At 62.6% G+C, this 17,859-nt stretch carries 17 protein-coding genes; 8 read left to right on the plus strand and 9 right to left on the minus strand.

Annotated elements, in window-relative coordinates; all coding sequences use genetic code 11:
* Position 1 precedes the first annotated feature (1 nt).
* Complete coding sequence (locus tag JMY29_RS18460; protein ID WP_189076766.1) at positions 2–1,489, plus strand: WXG100 family type VII secretion target; 1,488 nt, start codon at positions 2–4, stop codon at positions 1,487–1,489.
* A complete protein-coding gene (locus tag JMY29_RS18465; protein ID WP_189076767.1) occupies positions 1,486–2,121 on the plus strand; it encodes a hypothetical protein in 636 nt (211 codons plus the stop codon). Before JMY29_RS18460 ends, JMY29_RS18465 begins: the two co-directional genes overlap by 4 nt.
* 16 nt (positions 2,122–2,137) lie before the next feature.
* Here JMY29_RS18465 and JMY29_RS18470 read toward each other — a convergent pair whose 3' ends face one another.
* A complete protein-coding gene (locus tag JMY29_RS18470) occupies positions 2,138–2,593 on the minus strand; it encodes an Lrp/AsnC family transcriptional regulator (RefSeq protein ID WP_082010247.1) in 456 nt (151 codons plus the stop codon).
* Between the two features lie 101 nt (positions 2,594–2,694).
* Here JMY29_RS18470 and JMY29_RS18475 point away from each other — a divergent pair, with 101 nt between their 5' ends.
* Complete coding sequence (locus tag JMY29_RS18475) at positions 2,695–3,345, plus strand: LysE family translocator (protein WP_018779974.1); 651 nt, start codon at positions 2,695–2,697, stop codon at positions 3,343–3,345.
* On the opposite strand, the gene JMY29_RS18480 is transcribed toward JMY29_RS18475, so the two are convergent.
* From JMY29_RS18480 to JMY29_RS18490, 3 genes are all read right to left on the minus strand, one after another.
* Positions 3,342–3,809 (minus strand): SRPBCC family protein, encoded by a 468-nt coding sequence (locus JMY29_RS18480; RefSeq protein ID WP_018779975.1) that lies wholly within the window; start codon positions 3,807–3,809, stop codon positions 3,342–3,344. The two genes, JMY29_RS18475 and JMY29_RS18480, sit on opposite strands and share 4 nt — an antisense overlap.
* Complete coding sequence (locus JMY29_RS18485; RefSeq protein WP_018779976.1) at positions 3,806–4,177, minus strand: ArsR/SmtB family transcription factor; 372 nt, start codon at positions 4,175–4,177, stop codon at positions 3,806–3,808. Before JMY29_RS18485 ends, JMY29_RS18480 begins: the two co-directional genes overlap by 4 nt.
* 94 nt (positions 4,178–4,271) lie before the next feature.
* Positions 4,272–5,243 carry a hypothetical protein gene (locus JMY29_RS18490; RefSeq protein ID WP_189076768.1) on the minus strand — a complete coding sequence of 324 codons (972 nt, stop codon included), beginning with the start codon at positions 5,241–5,243 and terminating at the stop codon, positions 4,272–4,274.
* Positions 5,244–5,400: 157 nt separating this feature from the next.
* On the opposite strand from JMY29_RS18490, the gene JMY29_RS18495 reads away from it, so the two are divergent.
* On the plus strand, positions 5,401–5,880 hold the full coding sequence (locus JMY29_RS18495; RefSeq protein ID WP_018779978.1) for a DUF4383 domain-containing protein: 480 nt from the start codon (positions 5,401–5,403) through the stop codon (positions 5,878–5,880).
* Positions 5,881–6,039: 159 nt separating this feature from the next.
* Here JMY29_RS18495 and JMY29_RS18500 read toward each other — a convergent pair whose 3' ends face one another.
* Complete coding sequence (locus JMY29_RS18500) at positions 6,040–8,088, minus strand: glycoside hydrolase family 28 protein (protein ID WP_189076769.1); 2,049 nt, start codon at positions 8,086–8,088, stop codon at positions 6,040–6,042.
* Between the two features lie 222 nt (positions 8,089–8,310).
* Between JMY29_RS18500 and JMY29_RS18505 the strand changes: the two genes are divergently transcribed.
* Positions 8,311–9,495 (plus strand): IS30 family transposase, encoded by a 1,185-nt coding sequence (locus tag JMY29_RS18505; RefSeq protein ID WP_374757942.1) that lies wholly within the window; start codon positions 8,311–8,313, stop codon positions 9,493–9,495.
* A 78-nt stretch (positions 9,496–9,573) separates the two neighbouring features.
* On the opposite strand, the gene JMY29_RS18510 is transcribed toward JMY29_RS18505, so the two are convergent.
* The 4 genes from JMY29_RS18510 to JMY29_RS18525 all read right to left on the minus strand — a co-directional run bounded on the left by JMY29_RS18510 (position 9,574) and on the right by JMY29_RS18525 (position 14,722).
* Entirely contained in the window at positions 9,574–10,389 is an 816-nt protein-coding gene (locus tag JMY29_RS18510; RefSeq protein WP_189076918.1) for an IclR family transcriptional regulator, read from the minus strand.
* Between the two features lie 87 nt (positions 10,390–10,476).
* The gene (locus tag JMY29_RS18515) at positions 10,477–11,733 is read right to left on the minus strand and encodes an aminopeptidase P family protein (protein ID WP_018780314.1); all 1,257 of its coding nucleotides are present in this window, start codon (positions 11,731–11,733) and stop codon (positions 10,477–10,479) included.
* A gap of 28 nt (positions 11,734–11,761) precedes the next feature.
* A complete protein-coding gene (locus JMY29_RS18520) occupies positions 11,762–13,135 on the minus strand; it encodes an MFS transporter (protein WP_026267512.1) in 1,374 nt (457 codons plus the stop codon).
* Positions 13,136–14,050: 915 nt separating this feature from the next.
* Positions 14,051–14,722 carry a GntR family transcriptional regulator gene (locus tag JMY29_RS18525; RefSeq protein WP_018780316.1) on the minus strand — a complete coding sequence of 224 codons (672 nt, stop codon included), beginning with the start codon at positions 14,720–14,722 and terminating at the stop codon, positions 14,051–14,053.
* 150 nt (positions 14,723–14,872) lie between these two features.
* On the opposite strand from JMY29_RS18525, the gene glyA reads away from it, so the two are divergent.
* From glyA to JMY29_RS18540, 3 genes are read left to right on the plus strand one after another with little or no spacing between them, the layout of a single operon-like run.
* A complete protein-coding gene (glyA, locus tag JMY29_RS18530; protein ID WP_018780317.1) occupies positions 14,873–16,216 on the plus strand; it encodes a serine hydroxymethyltransferase in 1,344 nt (447 codons plus the stop codon).
* On the plus strand, positions 16,213–17,433 hold the full coding sequence (locus tag JMY29_RS18535) for a sarcosine oxidase subunit beta family protein (RefSeq protein ID WP_039243264.1): 1,221 nt from the start codon (positions 16,213–16,215) through the stop codon (positions 17,431–17,433). The genes glyA and JMY29_RS18535 overlap by 4 nt, the downstream gene beginning before the upstream one ends.
* A 21-nt stretch (positions 17,434–17,454) precedes the next feature.
* Positions 17,455–17,859: a sarcosine oxidase subunit delta gene (locus tag JMY29_RS18540; protein WP_018780319.1), complete on the plus strand. Its 405-nt coding sequence runs from the start codon at positions 17,455–17,457 to the stop codon at positions 17,857–17,859.

Below are 17,859 nucleotides of genomic sequence, written 5' to 3' on the forward strand. Positions count from 1 at the left end.
CGTGGCGGGTAACTTCTATGGCTCAGACGTCGCACAGCTGCGTCAGCTGGCCAAGGAACTGGCCCGCAATGCGGACAGCCTCACCACCTTGGGACAACAGTTGTCGGGGTCCATCACCAACAGTCCCTGGCGGGGGAACGACGGCGACCGGTTCCGTCACGAATGGAACAGCTCGCACTTGCGGGCCCTCCAGAGCGCGGCTTCCGGCATCAAGGCCGCTTCCCGGAGCCTGTTGAAGAACGCCGACGAACAGGCCGCCGCGAGCAATGGCGGGGCCGGCGGATCCGGCTCCGGCGGCGCTGGCGGAACCGGCGGCTCCGGCGGAACCGGCCAGGAGCTCACGGATCTGCTGAACGGAATGACGCCCGAAGAGCGGGCACAGTACCTTCGAAGCGACGAATTCAAGAAGTGGGCGCTCGAACATCCCCAGGACGCCAAGGCCGCCATGGATGCCGCAGCCGACTCGGGCCTGATCGAGAAGAAATCGCCCGAGTACTCCCAGTTCCTCAGCGATTACTGGAACCAACAAGCCATGCGGGAGATGGGGATCGACCCGTCCACGTGGGACACCAGCAAGGGTACCGAGTACAACTGGGAAACCATCAAAAAGGTCTACGACTTCTACGGGCAGGCTTTCCTGTCCAACCCGGACCTTCAGTGGGCCGGCATGGCGAATATGATCGGCCCTTCCTTCGCCGGCGGGTTCAAGGACATGGCCATGCTCCGCGATCTGGCACAGCAGATTGCCGACAATCCGGCGTCGGACATCCCCATCCCGGTTCTCGACCAGATCGAGCAGCTTGCCGGCATGACCGACGCCGAGATCAAGTTCTACGAAACGTCCATGCTGGACATGAACAAAGAGATCTTCCTGGACCAGGCCCGGCAGCACGAGGCCTACATGAACGGTGGAATCGACGAAATCAACCGCCTCAGGGACTCTGGTGCGATCGACCCGGAAACTGCGAAAGCATGGGCCCAGATTGATTCCGGCGATCCCGCACAGGTCAAGGAAGGCAACACGGCCCTGTTGTACCGGGAGCAGAACGAGATCATCGCCGACGATTACACTGCCATGCGCAACCATCCGGGAGGGGAAGCCGTGACGTACATGGTCACCCTCGCCGGAGAGCCTTCGATTCCCGGCGCGAAAAGCTACCCGGAAGTCTTCCCCTACAAGTTCAGCGTGGAAAGCCCCGGCCCGGAGAACCTGCCCTTCACCAACTGGGACAACCCGACGCAGTTCCGGACGGACTTCACCACCGGCTTCCCGGACGGCAACATCGCCGACGCCGAGCAACGCTGGGCCCTCATCAAGCAGGACACCCTCCCCGCTTACCAGGACCTGCTGGCCAACAATCCCCAACAGGCCCGGGACATCATCGGTTCGGATTTCAACGACCGCGTTGAACAGTACAGGCCCACCAACAACATTCCGGGAATCATGGACCGCTTCCTGGACGGCTTCGATGCCGAGGTTCACCAATGACCCGGACCAAGTGGCTTTCGCGGCTGGCAATCGCCGTGGCGGCTGGCTTGGGAATCCTCACCACCACCGCATGCCAGTTATCCGTCCCCGCTTCTCCATCAACTTCCCAAGGGAGCACAGTGATTACCTCGGAATTCTCCACGCTTGATGCCGCAGGTGTCGACCGGATCAGGACCGACAAGCAAGCGCGCCTGGACATGAGCAGCGGCAGCCTGCAGAAATCGGCTGTGCGTGTATCCGAGGACAGCTACGGCCCGGAAATCAACACCCAGGACTCCGGGAAGATCAACCTGGCCATTGTCGGCCCCAGCGGAGAGATCACCGCACAAACGGACCGGATCCGGTTCAAGACCACCGATTCACGCCCTGATTTCACCGAGGTCACGTACTTCCTCACTGCAGCTTCCGCAGAGGAATTCAACGCCCTGATCCGCGAGGGAGTGGACAAGTACGGCATCGACGCCGACGACGCCGAACGCTGGATTTCCTCCACCAGCAAGGACCCCTCTGCCAAGAGCGACTACTCATTGACGTCGGGGACCAGCACCGGGCTGGAGGTCAATTACGACCTCCGCTTCGACGGCTCCAAAGACACCCAAGTCATCATCGTGCACGTGAGCCCGGCCAGCTGAACGGCCTGCGGGCAGGCTAAACCGGCGGCCCGATGTTGGTCTTCAGGTTCTTCATGACCAACGTTGACGTCAGCCGTTCAACCGCTGGAAGGGCCGCAAGCTCGTCGTCGTAGAAACGCTGATAAGCGGGCAGGTCCGCGGCAATGACCTTCAACAGGTAATCGGGCGAACCAAACAGGCGCTGGGCCTCCACGATGTTGGGGCTGGCGGTGACCCTGGCCTCGAAGGCGGCCATCGTTCCCCGGTCCACTTGGCGCAAAGTCACGAAGACGATCGCTTCGAAACCAAGCCCCACGGCGGCGGGGTCGATGTCCGCGCGGTATCCGCGGATGACCCCTGTCGCTTCCAGGTCGCGGAGCCTTCGATGGCAAGGAGCGACGGTTAAACCGACTTTGGAAGCCAGCGCTGTGGCCGTCATCCGCCCATCCTCTTTGAGGTGGCGCAAAATACTTCTATCGATACCGTCAATCACGCAATTATCTTACCGAGAATCAGCTCTTCAGAGCTAAAAACGGGAACACTTATGGGCGCTTTTTACCTAGAGTTTTCGTATCAACTAACTCTGGAGAGATCGTGAACCCGCAGCTGTTCCTCGCCTTCGTCCTCGTGGCAGTCACCCTGGCCTGCACACCGGGAGTCGACTGGGCGTACTCGATTTCGGCGGGCCTGCGTCAGCGCAGCTTCGTTCCCGCCGTCGCTGGCCTCTGCAGCGGTTACGTGATCCACACGCTCCTGATGGCTGCCGGACTCGCTGCCCTTCTGGCCGGCGTTCCCGGGCTCCTCGGGTGGCTGACCATCGCCGGTGCGGCCTACCTGCTGTGGCTTGGCATCGGCACCATCCGCTCGTGGCGAGGCGCAAGCTTCAGTGCGGAAGACGGCGTCGTGAATTCCGGAAACCAGATCCGCACGTTCTTCCAGGGCATGGGCACCAGCGGCATCAACCCCAAGGGGCTCCTGTTCTTCGTGGCCCTGGTGCCGCAGTTCGTCAGCCCGGATGCGGCGCTGCCCGTCCCGGTGCAGTCGGGCTTGCTGGGGTTGACCTTCGTGATCCTTGCAGGAATGGTCTACACCGCTGTGGCCCTGACCTCCAGGAAGCTGCTGGCCTCCCGGCCCGGCGCCGCACGGGCCGTCACCCTGACCAGCGGGATCGTCATGATCGGGCTGGGGACGGTGCTGTTGTCGGAGCAGGTTCTTCCACTCGTGCTGCACTTCCAGGCGTTCTAGGTGGCGAGCAGTTCGTCCAGGCGCTCATACCCCTCCACCACTCCGTAGTTCATTCCGGTCGCCAAGGCCATGTCGCGCGCTTCAACCGTTGGGTAGACCTCGTGCGCCACGATCCGGGTGCGGCCGTCGATTTCCTCGAAGGTGGTGCTGCTAATGCCGACCTGGTTGGGGGCTCCATCGAATTCGAACGTCATGATGATCAGCTCATCCGCGTCCACTGTGTGGAAGATGCCGTGGAAGCCAAACATCTCGTCGCCATGTCCGCTTTCGTAGTGCCAGCTGCCGCCGGTGGTCGCGTCGTACTTTGTGACGTTCAGCTTGGCGTCCCGAGGCCCCAGCCACTTGGCCAGGAGGTCCGGATCAACGTGGGCTTTGAAAACCGCACTGACGGGGGCGTCGAATTCCCGCACGGTATCGACGAAGGGGACGCCGTCGTCTGCGGTGATGGTGGTTTCGTTGCTCATTGCAGTTCCTCTTTCTTTGCTTGTTCCTGTGGGGAGGTGTGGGTGGCGAGCAGCTGGTCGAGCCGCCGGAAGCGGGACTCGGCGATCAGGCGGTACTGATCAATCCACGCCGTCAGGCGTTCCAGTGCTGCGGCGTCCAGGTGGACGGGCCTGCGCTGGGCATCCCGGGAGCGGGTCACCAGGCCTGCATGTTCCAGGACCTGGATGTGCTTGGAAACCGCCTGCTTGGAAATGGCGAACGGTTCCGCGAGCTCGTTGACAGTGGCATCTCCCCGGGAAAGCCGGGCAACGATGGCCCGCCGGACCGGATCCGCCAGCGCCATGAAGGCCTTGTCCAGGGCGTCTTGGCCTGGAGCATCCTGTGTCATTTACCAGCAAACCTTCCATAATCAACCAATCGCTTGATCAATCAATTGGTTGATTAAGAGAATACGCCTGCACCCCTTCGTGTGCAACGGTTTTTTACTCCCCGCCCAGTTGCCTGAAGTCGTTCTCCCACAAGCGCCGCATCTCGGCGTCCTTGCGGATAACCTCCACCGCTTCAAGCTCCGCCGGCGGGGCAGCCCGTCGGGACCACGGCGTCAGCGTCCGGCGTCCCTGGTCCAACGCCAAGAGGGCCCTGTCAGTGAGGGCATCATTCTTCAATGCCAAGTTGGTTTTCCTGCGGCGAAGGACTTCCCTCAACGCCGCCTGGGCAGACTCATAGTCGCCCCGCGCCCGCTGGGAACGCGCCCTGATCAGCAACAACGCGGCCGAGAGGTCGTCCGTGTTCAGCAGTCCCTCTGTCCAGACCACCACATCGCGGTGGCGTTCCAAGGAGAACGCAGCCGTGCACCGCGCCAAGGCCGAAGGCAACGACGGCGGCAAGGCTGCCACAGCTTCGAGGGCGGCTTCGGTCATCCCCATTTCCCGCAGACAGTGGGCCAGCGCCAGGAACACCGACTCTTCGCTGAACAGCACCGGCACCTCGATGCGTTCGGCGACCTCAACCCGGGTGACCACCTGACCAAGGTACATGGCCGAGAACTGGCTGGCGTCGTCGTCGATCCTGGTCGTCAACCCTCGCTGCAGCAGTTCCGACGCCCGCAAGAACCCGCCGTGCTTATAGACAAGCAGGCCTGCCATGATGTGGCACAAGCCCGCCCAGCCCGGGTTCATCCGGGCGAACGCAAGGAGACGGTCCGGATCGGTGGAGGAGAACACAGCCTCATGCATGGCCTTCGCGGGCTTGGAGGACAGCATCTTCAGCCTGGGAACACTGCCCACGAGGGACAAGCGCGCGTGGTCCCGGCCGCTGAGGACACCGGAAAGGACTCCATTTACGCCGTCGGCGAGTCCGCGCACCGGCGTCCGTACGTACCCTTCCCGGAAGGGCGTCAGGTCCCGGACGTCATGAAAAATCGTGTGCACCCGACCATTCGGCACTTGGCTCATGAATCCATGCTAACCGCCGCCTGAACTGCGCTCATCCCCCTGCTATCCAGAGCAATTCAGGAGTATTATGGCGGCGTCGGCAAGGTTTGGCGACACCCCTTGCCGCAGGTCGGCTCTCCAGGAGAAGAGCCGGATAACCGCGTGAAAGGGAGGACTGATGACCACCGCTTCGCACCCCGCCGAACACCACCACATGATGGGGTTGACACTTCGCAACACCGCCATGGGCGTTGGCATTGTATTTCTGCTGGTAGGCGTCCTGGGCTTCATCCCGGGAATCACCACCAATTACGGCGCCATGACCTTTGCGGGACATGAATCCGGCGCCATGCTGCTTGGAGTCTTCCAAGTGTCCATACTCCACAACATCGTTCACCTGCTGTTCGGCGCGGCCGGACTGGCCATGGCAAGGAACGACCGCATGGCCCGCCTGTTCCTCCTGGGCGGCGGTGCTGTGTACATCGTTCTTTGGATCTACGGCCTGGTCATCAACCAGGAAACGGGCGCCAACTTTGTCCCGTTCAACACGGCCGATAACTGGCTCCACCTGATCCTTGGCGTTGCCATGATCGGCCTTGGTGCATGGCTCGGCAGGGACGTCATGGACGAAACCAGCGCTACGCGAAGGAAGATGTAACCCTTCGACGACGCTTGGCAGAACAACGACGGCGGCCGCCCCCTTCCCGGGGACGGCCGCCTTTCCTTGTCCCGGGATGCCATTCGATGGCAATGTTTGCGCCCGGGATTGTCATCAAATGCCGACCCGACGGCGGATTGGCGCCTGCAGCGGCGGGCGCTACCGGGCCGCCGGCATGGGATGGACATCCGTGAACGTGTTTCCCGTGGAGTACTGGTCCAGGCGCCAGGGATTGGCGTTGTTCCGCACGCTCTGGAACGTCACGCCGTCAAACGTGGAGTCCCGCAGGCCTTTGATGTTGGCGGGGTTGGCGTTCCGGAACACCACGTCCTGGAAAGTGAAGGCGCTGAGGGTGGCCGTTCCTTCGCCGAGGGACGGCCCTGCCTGGATATCGATCACCGGTTTGCTGTCGGATACAGCCATGCCGCAGGTGGGCGAGTTGTTGCCGTCCACGGAAATGTTCCGTATCACCACGTCCTTGAACGTGGCCGATTCAGCGGCGACATATCCGGACGGTGACTGGTTATAGCTGAGCGACATGATGAAAGCACTGCTGCCCATGCAGGCCATCGCGGTGTCGCGGAAGAGAAAGTCCCGGCCGCCTCCGGCCATGTCCGAGGTACTTTTCATCCGGAGGCCGCCGGTTTCAACTTTGTACATGACGTTGTCCTCAGCGAGGACCCGCTGCACCCAGGCTGCCGTGTTGGAACCGACAGCGACTCCCCCGTGGCCCATGCGCATGTAATTGTTGAAGATCCAGACGTTCTCGCTCGGCCGGCCCTGCGCCCCGTATTTGCCCTGCCCGGCCGCAAAGTTGACTTGGTCGTCTCCGGTGTCGAAGAAGTTGTTCACGACAATGCCATTGTTTGCACCGCCGAACTCCAGACCGTCACCGTTGTTGGCGTTGAACGTGGTGTGCCGCATTCCGTTCACCGTGCTGTTTTCCGTGTCCAGGATCATCACACCGTGGAACGCGGGGTTGTCCGCTGTGACTCCCTCGATGTACAGGTTTTTTACTCCCATGAAGGTCATCAAGCTGGAGCGGTATTGGCCGTACAGTACGGAGTCATCCAGGGTTTCCGGCCTGTTGATCACCCCGATGAGGGATTCCGGGCGCTCCTTGGCCCTGCGGAACTGGTCAGCCGCCAACAAGCCATCGTCCAGGACCTTGCCGGCGGAGCTTGCCGCGTATTGCGGAAGTTCGTTCCCCGCCTCATCCACTACCGACCCCTCGGCAGTGCGCTTCCACCCGTTTCCGTCCACCACGCCTTTACCGACGATGCGGACATTGCTGGCCACAGCGCCAGGTTCGCGTCCCGCCGTCGAGCGGCCGTTGTCGTCCGGAAGGACATTAAGGAGCGACGGCGGCCGACGGTAGTTCCGGTATTCGGCCTCGGCGGGGAGGGGCTCAGGTACCGGGTAGAGGTAATAGCCCTTCTCCAAGGGGTAGTCCTCCGCCTGGTCGGAGCCGAGCAGGCGTGCGCCCTCCTGGAGTTCCAGGGTCATGTCCGAGTGCAGGAAAAGTGCCCCCGTTTTGAAGGTACCTGCAGGAACCACCACGGTGCAGCCCGGTGTTCTACAGGTATCGATGGCCTTCTGGATTGCCTTGGTGTTGAGGGTCTTTCCATCGCCCACAGCCTTGTACGCGGGATTGGTGATGGTGACTTGGTGCCGTTCGGGCGTGGTGGTGACGGTGATTGGCCCACTCGCCGGAGACTCGGTTCCGTCTTTCCTCACAGCGGTCACGCTGAACTGGTAGCTGGTGCGCGGCGACAAGCCGGTCACCGTGAAGTTGTGGGCCACAGTCCGGACGTGGAATCCATCCTTGTCGGCGGCCCGGAACGCGTCCACGTATTTCTGGGCCGGTGAAAAGATCCGCGCATTCTCCTCCGCGGTTCCCAGCGCCCTGTTGTTCATGTAGACGCGGTAGTCCACGACGTCGTCGTAAACGTCCGGCTTGTTCCACACCAGCAACGTCTTGTCACTGCCGGTGGCTTGCGCCGGGACACAGAGGTTTTGTGGGGCCCTGCCGTTGCCTGAATCAAGGTGGATGCTGGAGCTGGAACATGCCGGGCTGTCGGCTTTGCCTGCGGGAGCCGCAGTGGCCGGCGGGCCTGCGGCCACAACACAGCCCAACCCGATCACTGCTGCCAACGCGAGGCCGCCCAGGCTTTGGCGTATTTCCGGTTTTCTTCGGGTCGATCGCATGGATGATCCTTCCCGGGGCACAACGGCGTGCCCCAGTACTTGGAGGCTAAGGGCTCTCCGGGAATGTTTGGGAAACAGCAAGAAAACGTTTTCTCAGAACACCCTAGGAAGGTTTGGGGGCGGGGTCAAGCACTTGGTTGCGCGCCGAGATGCCATTTGATGACAATGTTCGCGCGGCAAAGTCATAGGGTCGTTGCAACGCTCTGATTGATGGAGCGTTTTATGGTCAAGTTGTTCCCCAAGGCTGCGCGTACTGAGTTTCTTGATTTGGTGTGTGCGGGGATGCCTGTTCGTACTGCTGCCCGGCGTGTCGGGGCGGTGCACGCTACCGGGCACAATTGGTGGGTTCAGTCTGGCCTAATGATGACCGTGAACCGGGGTGCTACCGGAGGTCTTGCCGATCCTGCTCCTTCAGTCGGGGGCCCTGGCCGTGCGTTGGGTCTGGAAGAGCGAGGCATGATCCAGATGGGTGTGCGGATGGGCCTCAGTTACGCGAAGATCGGCGCATTGATCGGGCGGGATAAGTCCGTAGTTTGGCGGGAGGTCAAACGCCACACGAGCGCGGACGGGAAGTACTACGCCTCGGTCGCTCACGCCAAAGCGCATCAGGACAGGCGCCGTCCCAAACCCTTCAGGCTGGCCAAGGACGAGGGTTTGTGCCGGCTGGTCGGCGTCTGGATGGATGACGGGTGGAGTCCGAAGCTGATCTCCTCGATGTTGGCGTATTACTTCGGTGACGATCAGACTATGCAGGTGAGCCACGAGACGATCTACCAGGCCCTTTACGTCCAAACCCGCGGGAACCTGCGGGCGGACCTGGCCGAAAAGCTCAGCCTGAAACGCAAACAACGCATCCCCCACGGCACTGACCGGCGCGCCAACAGCCCCTATAAAGAGGCCTTCAAGATCAGCCAACGTCCCGCCGAGGTCCAGGACCGGGCAGTGCCCGGGCATTGGGAAGGTGACCTCATCATCGGCGCCAACGGGACAGCGATCGGAACCTTGGTGGAACGCTCAACCCGGTTCACGATCCTGCTGCACCTGCCAGGGGACCACACCGCGGAAACCGTTGCCGCCGCGATGATCCGGGAGATGGCCTCCCTCCCGGATCACCTGCGCCGGTCGATCACCTGGGACCGCGGCACCGAACTGGCCGACTACGCAAAAATCCAGACCGCTCTCGATACGACGATGTACTTCTGCGACCCGCACTCGCCCTGGCAGCGCGGCACCAACGAAAACACCAACCGGCTCCTGCGGTTCTGGTTCGAGAAAGGCACTGACTTTTCAGTGCACACCCCCGAGGACATCCGCCTGGTCGCAGCGAAACTCAACCGCCGCCCCAGACCAACACTGAACCTCGAGACCCCAGCCAACCGGCTAAACCAGCTGCTACAAGCGGCCTAACCCCCAGCGTTGCTCCCACCAATTGACTTTGCCCGCGGCGGATTGTCATCAACTGTCACCTCGACGGCGGACGGGCGCCTACCGCGGGGAGCGGCCACCCAGGCGTGAGGTGACCTTGGCCGCCGCTGCGGCGCAGGCTTCGCCGAGGCTGCCCAGGGTGTCCTGTGAGACCCGGAATTTGGGGGCAGGAATCAAGACGGAGGCCACGATGTCGCCCCTGTGGTCGTAGACCGGCGAAGCAACCCCGACCTCTTCAATGGAGGTTTCGCCGAAGTTGGCGGCCCAGCCCCGTTGAGCGGCTTCTTCAAGCCGAGCCAGGTAACTTTCCACAGAAGCTTCGTCCAGGCCCGGCAGGGTGATGGAACCACTGCGCAGCAGGTTCCGCACCCTGTCCTTGTCTTCGTTGGCAAGGAACACCTGCACCGATGAACTCAACGCCTCGTTGTAGCGGGCTCCGAGCGGGGCCAGGTGTTTCACCTGGTGGCGGCTGGGGATCTGCTCCACGCACATGGACTCGACGCCGTTCCACACCATGAGGGCGCTCGTCTCGCCCGTGCGTTCGGTCAACTCCCGCAGGACGGGGTAGGCCACGCGTCGCTCTTCGAGTTCCGCCAGGAGGGGGCCCGCCATCGCGATCATCCCCAACCCCAAGCGGAACCTGCGAGAATCGACGTCGCGCTCTACCAGGTTTTCCTGCTCAAGCGTGGCCAGGATGCGAGAAACCGTACTCTTGTGCAGGCCGATCCGGCCCGCGATTTCGGTGACCCCCAGGAGCGGCTCGTCTGCAGTAAAGCTCCTCAGCACCGCGATGGCGTTGACGATGACGGACGTGCTCTTGCTGTCGCCGTTACCGTTGTTGCCGTCAGGAGTCTCGCTGGTTTCCGTGGGAGTCATGGGTTCACTATATTTCGCCGCGGCGGTCCGGAAGTTCCGGACCGGGGCCGGCGGACGCCGTGCACTGCGCCCGCCGGCCGTTGCACCCTAGGCTCCGATAATGTTGTACTCGGGGCCGAACGGGAACTTGGTGATGTTCTCCGCACCGTCCTCGCCGACCACCAGGATGTCGTGTTCCCGGTATCCGCCGGCACCCGGCTGGCCGTCCAGCACAGTGATCATGGGCTCCATCGAAACCACCATGCCGGGCTCGAGGACCGTGTCGATGTCCTCTCGCAGTTCAAGACCGGCTTCTCGTCCGTAGTAGTGGCTGAGCACACCGAACGAGTGGCCGTAGCCGAAGGTCCGGTTCGCCAGGAGGCCGTGGCTGATGTAGATCTCGTTGAGCTCCGCAGCGATGTCCTTGCAGACAGCGCCCGGCTTGATGAGTTCCAGTCCGCGCTTGTGGACCTCAACGTTGATGTTCCACAGTTCCAGTGAGCGGGCATCCGGTTCGCCGTAGAACAGGGTGCGCTCCAGGGCGGTGTAGTAGCCGCTGGTCATCGGGAAGCAGTTCAGGGACAGGATGTCGTGTTCCTGGATCTTGCGGGTGGTGGCCCAGTTGTGGGCGCCGTCGGTGTTGATGCCCGACTGGAACCACACCCAAGTATCGCGGATTTCCGAGTCCGGGAAGGTCCGGGCAATCTCGTGGACCATGGCCTCGGTGCCGATCAGGGCAACCTCGTACTCCGTGATACCCGCAGTGATCGCGTTGCGGATGGCTTCGCCGCCCAGGTCGCCGATGCGCGCGCCGTGTTTGATGACAGCGATCTCTTCGTCGGACTTGATCATGCGCTGGCGCATGGCCGCCTGCGCAACGTCCACCAGCGTCGCGCCGGAGAACGCGGCCTGGATCTTGTTCCGGTTGTCCAAGGGCAGCGAGTCATCCTCGACGCCGATGCGGCGCGGGTTGATGCCGCGGGTCCGCAGGACTTCCTGGATGGCATGAATGTAGTTGTCGCGGCGCCAGTCCGTGTACACGAGGTTGTCGCCGTAGCTGCGGCGCCAAGGCATACCGGCGTCGATATTGGCCGTAATGGTGACCGTGTCATCCTTGGTGACCACCATGCCGTAGGACCGGCCGAAGTAGGTGAAGAGGAAGTCGGAGTAGTACTTGATGGAGTGGTAGCTGGTGAGGACGACGGCGTCGAGGTCCTTCTCGGCCATAATCCTGCGAAGGCCGGCGAGGCGGCGTTCGAACTCAGCGTCGGAGAAGGTCAGCGAAACCTTTCCGCCGTTGTGAAGGACCTTGGTGCGCTCGAGTTTTGCGACATCGTTGACGGACTCGTTTTCGGTGATGGTCATGGTGGTTCCTTTCAATGGGTTGGTTTGACTAGTCCTGCTGCAGCGGCTTCTTTGACGTTTCTGCTGCGAAAAGGACTGCGATGAGGGAAACGAGGGCGGCGGCCACGAGGTACCAGCCGGGGGCCAGCTTGCTGTGGGTCATGCCGATCAGGAGTGTTGCCATGAACGGTGCGGTGCCGCCGAACAGGGCGTTGGAGAGGTTGAAGCTGACAGCAAAGCCGGTGTAGCGGACCTTCGTGGGGAAGAGTTCGGCGAGGAAACTGGGCAGGGTACCGTCGTTGAGGGTGAGCATCCCGCCCAGCAGGATCTGCACCAACACGATCACCAGGAAGTTGCGGGTGTCCAGGAGCATGAAGGCCGGGACTGTCAGCAGGATGAAGAGGACTGACGCCGTCATGAGCATGCGCTTGCGGCCGAATTTGTCGGAGGCAATACCGGTCAGGAAGATGAAGCCGATGTAGCTGGCCAGGGCAATGGTGGTGGCCAGGAACGATTCCGTGGCTCCGAAGCCCAGCTCTTCCGACAGGTAGGTGGGCATGTAGCTGAGGATCACATAGAAGCCGACGGCGTTGAGCAGCACCGCACCGGTGGCGATGATGAGCTGCTTCCGGTAGGTCCTGAACATGGCGAAGGCAGGTGCTTTGACTGCGGTGTCCTTCTCGGCCAGTTCACGGAATGCCGGCGTGTCCTCCAGCTTGGTCCGGATGTACCGACCAATCAGGCCCATGGGTGCCGCGAGCAGGAAGGGCAGGCGCCAGCCCCATTCGTTCAGCTGCTCTGCGGTGAGGATCGAACTCAGCAGGGCGGCCAGCAGGGATCCCAGCAGCAGTCCCGCTGCCGTACTTGCAGGCACGACGGCGGCATAGAGTCCGCGGCGATTGGCCGGTGCGTACTCCACCAGGAAGGCGGACGCGCCTGCATACTCGCCGGCGGCCGAGAAGCCTTGGACTACCCGGACCAGGAGGAGAAGGATGGGCGCCATGACGCCGATCGTGGCGTAGCCCGGGATCAGGGCGATGCAGAAAGTGGCCACCGACATCAGGACGATCGAGAGGCTGAGTGCTTGCTTGCGGCCGAGCCTGTCTCCGATGTGGCCCCAAATGAAACCGCCGAGCGGCCTCACGAAGAAGCTGATGGCGAAGACTCCGAAGGTCGCGAGCAGGGCGGTTTGCCGGTCGGACTCAGGGAAGAAGACCGAGGAGATGATGCCGGCCAGATAACCGTAGACGGCGTAATCGAACCATTCGACAAAGTTGCCGATGAAGCTGGCAGTGACAACCCGCCGTCGGGTGTCTTTGCTGACTGTGTTCTTGCTGGCTGTGTTCTTGGGGCTGGGTGTGTGGTTGTGGCCGGAGGCGGGTGAGGTGCCTTGCTCGGCTGCCACAGAGGATTCATTGCTCATGTGTCCACCAAAATCATTGGGGTTGCATTCAACGCAACGCTGTTGCACCAGAGTATGTGTGCTGTGGATCACGGTCAAGGGGTGATTTGCAAAATTTCGAGCGGCTTCTCTGGCGAAGTGTTGCGGAGAGTGAACGCGAGGCCGAGATTGGCATTTGTTGCACTGGGTGATTTCAAGTTGCACTGAGCGTTGAAGCTCGCCCACCCCTCCCTCACACCCCCCGCCCTTCACCCCAACGCTTCATCACACCCCACGCCCTTCAACCCCAACCCTCCCTCACACCCCACGCCCTTCAACCCCAACCCTCCCTCACACCCCACGCCCTTCAACCCAACGCTTCATCACATCCCACGCCCTTCAACCCACCCCTCCCTCACACCCCCCGCCCTTCACCCCAACGCTCCATCACACCCCACGCCCTTCAACCCACCCCTCCCTCAGCCACACAAGAGGGAAAGCCCGACGTCGGCACCCAGCCTGGGTGCCGACGTCGGCCCTCGCGACTCACCGACAAGCGGGCAGCATCAGACTCCCGGCGATTTGGGTCAAACCCAGATCACACCCAGCTCAAACACGCGGAACGTGAGCAAGCGTCGGAAAGGAAGCACGCGGAACGCGAGCAAGCGTCGGAAAGGAAGCACGCGGGATGTGGGGAAGCGATCAGCTCAAACACGTGGGATGTGAGGAAGCGTCGGAAGGAATACGCGGAACGAGAGCAAGCGTCCGCACCAAACACGCGGAACGTGAGCAAGCGTCGGAAAGGAAGCACGTGGGATGTGAGCAAGCGTCCGCGCCAAGCACGCGGAACGCGAGCAAGCGACCAGCTCAAGCACGCGGAACGTGAGGAAGCGACCAGCTCAAACACGCGGAACGTGAGCAAGCGTCCGCGCCAAGCACGCGGGATGTGAGTGAGGGTCAGAGGACCTTGCGGATGGTCTCTTCGAAGCTGACCACGTGATTCAGGGCCAGCTCGGCGGCGAGATTTTCGTCGCCGTCGGCGATGGCGGTGAGGAGGTCGGCGTGCTCGGAGATGTGGCCGGAGACGGAGGGCATCTTCTCGAGCATGTGGCACCAGATGCGGGTTGCGAGGTTGTCGTACCTGATGAGGACGTCCTCGAGGTGCGCATTGGCCGAGGCTTTGTAGATGAGCCGGTGGACCTGGATGTCGTAGCGCATAAGTTCGGTCGAGGAAGCATCCTGCCCCTCGAGGTCCCGGATGGCGGCAGCTACGGCGCGGAGTTCGTCGCGCATTGCGGGGCTTGCCATGCGTGCGGCCTTGCGGGATGCCAGGGGCTCCAGGAGTTCGCGTATTTCGGAGACTTCAGCGAGTTGGGTGATGTCCACTCCGGTGGCGAACGTTCCGCGCCGGGGGTAGGAAACCACAAGGTGGTCGCTCTCCAGGCGCTTGATGGCCTCGCGGACAGGGGTGCGGCCGATGCCGAGTTCGGCCGCGATCTGGCCGTCATTGATGGGATCGCCAGGCTTGATGTCCAGCATGATGAGCCTGTCACGCAGCAGCAGGTAGGCGTTCTCCGCGAGGGACGTACCCTGCGGAGCTGATTCCAGTGCTTCCAAAGCTGTGGTCATGGCTCTCTCCCGTTGTCGCAATCCCAGTCTGTCGGACGAGTTGCCGCAGACCTGTTGACGACCATGTGATCTTCAACATACTATGGCAACAGTTCTAATATATCAGTTGCCCAACAGTCGGCCACTAGACAATCGTCAAAGGAGAACACCATGGTTGAACCCCTGATCCGCCCGCTCGCACAGGCGGACCCGGAGGTTGATCAGGCGATCGCCCAGGAACTCATCCGCCAGCAGTCCACGCTGGAAATGATCGCCTCTGAAAACTTCGCCCCTACGGCTGTCATGGAAGCCCAGGGCTCAGTGCTGACCAACAAGTACGCCGAAGGCTACCCGGGCAAGCGCTACTACGGCGGCTGCGAACACGTTGATGTGATCGAACAGCTTGCCATCGACCGCCTGAAGTCCCTCTTTGGCGCCGGATTCGCCAATGTCCAGCCGCACTCCGGCGCGCAGGCCAACGCTTCGGCAATGCACGCCCTGATCAACGCAGGCGACACCATCATGGGCCTGAACCTCGCCCACGGCGGCCACCTGACCCACGGCATGCGCATCAACTTCTCCGGCAAGCTCTACAACGTGGTCCCGTACGGCGTCCGCGAGGACACCCACACCATCGACATGGCAGAGGTTGAGCGCCTCGCGCTTGAGAACAAGCCCCAGCTCATCGTCGCCGGCTGGTCCGCCTACTCCCGCCACGTCGACTTCGCCGAGTTCCGCCGCATCGCGGACCTGGTGGGCGCGTACCTCATGGTGGACATGGCCCACTTCGCCGGCCTGGTGGCAGCCGGGCTCCACCCGAGCCCCGTGCCGCACGCGCACATCGTCACCAGCACCACGCACAAGACCCTCGGCGGCCCGCGCGGCGGCGTGATCCTGACCAACGACGCCGACATCGCCAAGAAGGTCAACTCGGCTGTCTTCCCGGGCCAGCAGGGCGGCCCGCTGGAACACGTCATCGCCGCCAAGGCTGTGGCCTTCAAGATGGCTGCGGAACCGGAATTCCAGGAGCGCCAGGCCCGCGTGCTGGAAGGCTCCAAGATCCTGGCCCAGCGCCTCCTCCAGGACGACGTCGCCGCGGCCGGTATCTCCGTCGTCAGCGGCGGAACCGATGTTCACCTGGTCCTCGCCGACCTCCGCAACTCCGAACTCAACGGACAGCAGGCCGAGGACACCCTCCACCGGATCGGCATCACGGTCAACCGCAACGCCGTCCCGTTCGACCCCCGCCCGCCGATGGTCTCCTCCGGACTCCGCATCGGCACCCCGGCACTCGCGGCCCGCGGCTTCGGAGCCGAAGAGTTCACGGAGGTCTCGGACATTATTGCAACGGCGTTGATCGCCGCAGCGGCGACCGGCACCCTGGACGACGCGACCGCCGTCGAACTGCGCAACCGCGTGACCGCACTGGCAGACAAGCTGCCCCTCTACCCCAACCTTTCCACGGCCGGAAACGGCGCCGGAACCGAAGCAGAACTGATTGGAGCAGCCCAGTGAGTGCAGACCACCTCCCCGAGCACCCGGACTTCCTCTGGCGCAACCCGGATCCGAAGAAGAGCTACGACGCCGTGATCGTAGGCGGCGGTGGACACGGCTTGGCCACCGCGTACTTCCTGGCCAAGAACCACGGCATGACCAACATCGCCATCCTGGAAAAGGGCTGGCTGGCCGGTGGCAACATGGCCCGCAACACCACGATCATCCGTTCCAACTACCTCTGGGACGAGAGCGCTGCCATCTACGAGCACGCCCTCAAGCTCTGGGAAATCCTGCCCGAAGAGCTGGAGTACGACTTCCTGTTCAGCCAGCGCGGCGTCATGAACCTCGCCCACACTTTGGGCGATGTCCGCGAGAGCATGCGCCGCGTGGGTGCCAACCGGCTCAACGGCGTGGACGCCGAGTGGCTTGAACCGGACCAGGTCAAGGAACTCTGCCCCATCCTTAACACCAGCGACAACATCCGCTACCCGGTCATGGGCGCCACGTACCAGCCGCGTGCAGGCATCGCGAAGCACGACCACGTCGCCTGGGCCTTCGCCCGGAAGTGCGATGAACTCGGTGTGGACATCATCCAGAACTGCGAAGTCACCGGCTTCATCAAGGACGGCAACAAGGTCACCGGTGTCCAGACCACGCGCGGCACCATCAACACCGAAAAGGTGGGCCTCTGCGCTGCCGGCCACAGCTCCGTGCTGGCCGAAATGGCCGGTTTCCGCCTGCCGATCCAGTCGCACCCGTTGCAGGCCCTGGTGTCGGAACTGCACGAGCCTGTCCACCCCACGGTGGTCATGTCCAACCACGTCCACGTCTACGTCTCCCAGGCCCACAAGGGCGAACTGGTGATGGGCGCCGGCGTCGACTCCTACAACGGCTACGGCCAGCGCGGCTCGTTCCACGTGATCGAGGAGCAGATGGCAGCAGCTGTTGAGCTCTTCCCGATCTTCGCCCGGGCCCATGTGCTCCGCACCTGGGGCGGAATTGTGGACACCACACTGGATGCTTCGCCGATCGTCGGGCTCACCCCGGTAGAGAACATGTTCGTCAACTGTGGCTGGGGAACCGGTGGCTTCAAGGGAACCCCTGCTGCCGGCCTGACTTTCGCCCACACCATCGCCACGGGTGCTCCGCACCAGCTGAACAAGCCTTTCGCGCTGGAACGCTTCGAGACCGGTGCACTCATCGACGAACACGGCGCAGCAGCCGTGGCCCACTAGCCAGGACAGGACAGGAAAGACATGCTCCTCATTTCATGCCCCAACTGCGGGCCACGCGATGAAACCGAATTCCATTACGGCGGCCAGGCGCACATCGCCTACCCCGAAAACCCGAACGACCTCAGCGACCGCGAATGGGCCGAGTACCTGTTCTACCGCGAGAACACCAAGGGCACTTTCGCTGAACGCTGGGTGCACAGCACGGGCTGCCGGCAGTGGTTCAACATGCTCCGCGACACCGTGAGCTACGAAATCCACTCCATCTACGCAATGGGCCAACCCCGACCCGATATCACCGCGTCGAGCCCCAAGGCCGCACCGGAGAAGCCAGGCGAATTCACCCAGAGCGGCGCTTACGGCCAGGCCGGCGAACCAGGCCTCGCCCCCGGCACAGCCACCGCCCCCACCACCTCGGAAGGAGTCTGA

It is taken from the genome of Paenarthrobacter nicotinovorans (genome assembly GCF_021919345.1).
GTDB classification, from domain to species: domain Bacteria; phylum Actinomycetota; class Actinomycetes; order Actinomycetales; family Micrococcaceae; genus Arthrobacter; species Arthrobacter nicotinovorans.

Coding starts and splice junctions, on each gene's coding strand:
- JMY29_RS18510 (WP_189076918.1), bottom strand. CDS start 10,389: ATGACTCCCACGGAAACCAGCGAGACTCCTGACGGCAACAACGGTAAC.
- JMY29_RS18485 (WP_018779976.1), bottom strand. CDS start 4,177: ATGACACAGGATGCTCCAGGCCAAGACGCCCTGGACAAGGCCTTCATG.
- JMY29_RS18465 (WP_189076767.1), top strand. CDS start 1,486: ATGACCCGGACCAAGTGGCTTTCGCGGCTGGCAATCGCCGTGGCGGCT.
- glyA (WP_018780317.1), top strand. CDS start 14,873: ATGGTTGAACCCCTGATCCGCCCGCTCGCACAGGCGGACCCGGAGGTT.
- JMY29_RS18480 (WP_018779975.1), bottom strand. CDS start 3,809: ATGAGCAACGAAACCACCATCACCGCAGACGACGGCGTCCCCTTCGTC.
- JMY29_RS18500 (WP_189076769.1), bottom strand. CDS start 8,088: ATGCGATCGACCCGAAGAAAACCGGAAATACGCCAAAGCCTGGGCGGC.
- JMY29_RS18525 (WP_018780316.1), bottom strand. CDS start 14,722: ATGACCACAGCTTTGGAAGCACTGGAATCAGCTCCGCAGGGTACGTCC.
- JMY29_RS18540 (WP_018780319.1), top strand. CDS start 17,455: ATGCTCCTCATTTCATGCCCCAACTGCGGGCCACGCGATGAAACCGAA.
- JMY29_RS18520 (WP_026267512.1), bottom strand. CDS start 13,135: ATGAGCAATGAATCCTCTGTGGCAGCCGAGCAAGGCACCTCACCCGCC.
- JMY29_RS18490 (WP_189076768.1), bottom strand. CDS start 5,243: ATGAGCCAAGTGCCGAATGGTCGGGTGCACACGATTTTTCATGACGTC.
- JMY29_RS18505 (WP_374757942.1), top strand. CDS start 8,311: ATGGTCAAGTTGTTCCCCAAGGCTGCGCGTACTGAGTTTCTTGATTTG.
- JMY29_RS18515 (WP_018780314.1), bottom strand. CDS start 11,733: ATGACCATCACCGAAAACGAGTCCGTCAACGATGTCGCAAAACTCGAG.
- JMY29_RS18495 (WP_018779978.1), top strand. CDS start 5,401: ATGACCACCGCTTCGCACCCCGCCGAACACCACCACATGATGGGGTTG.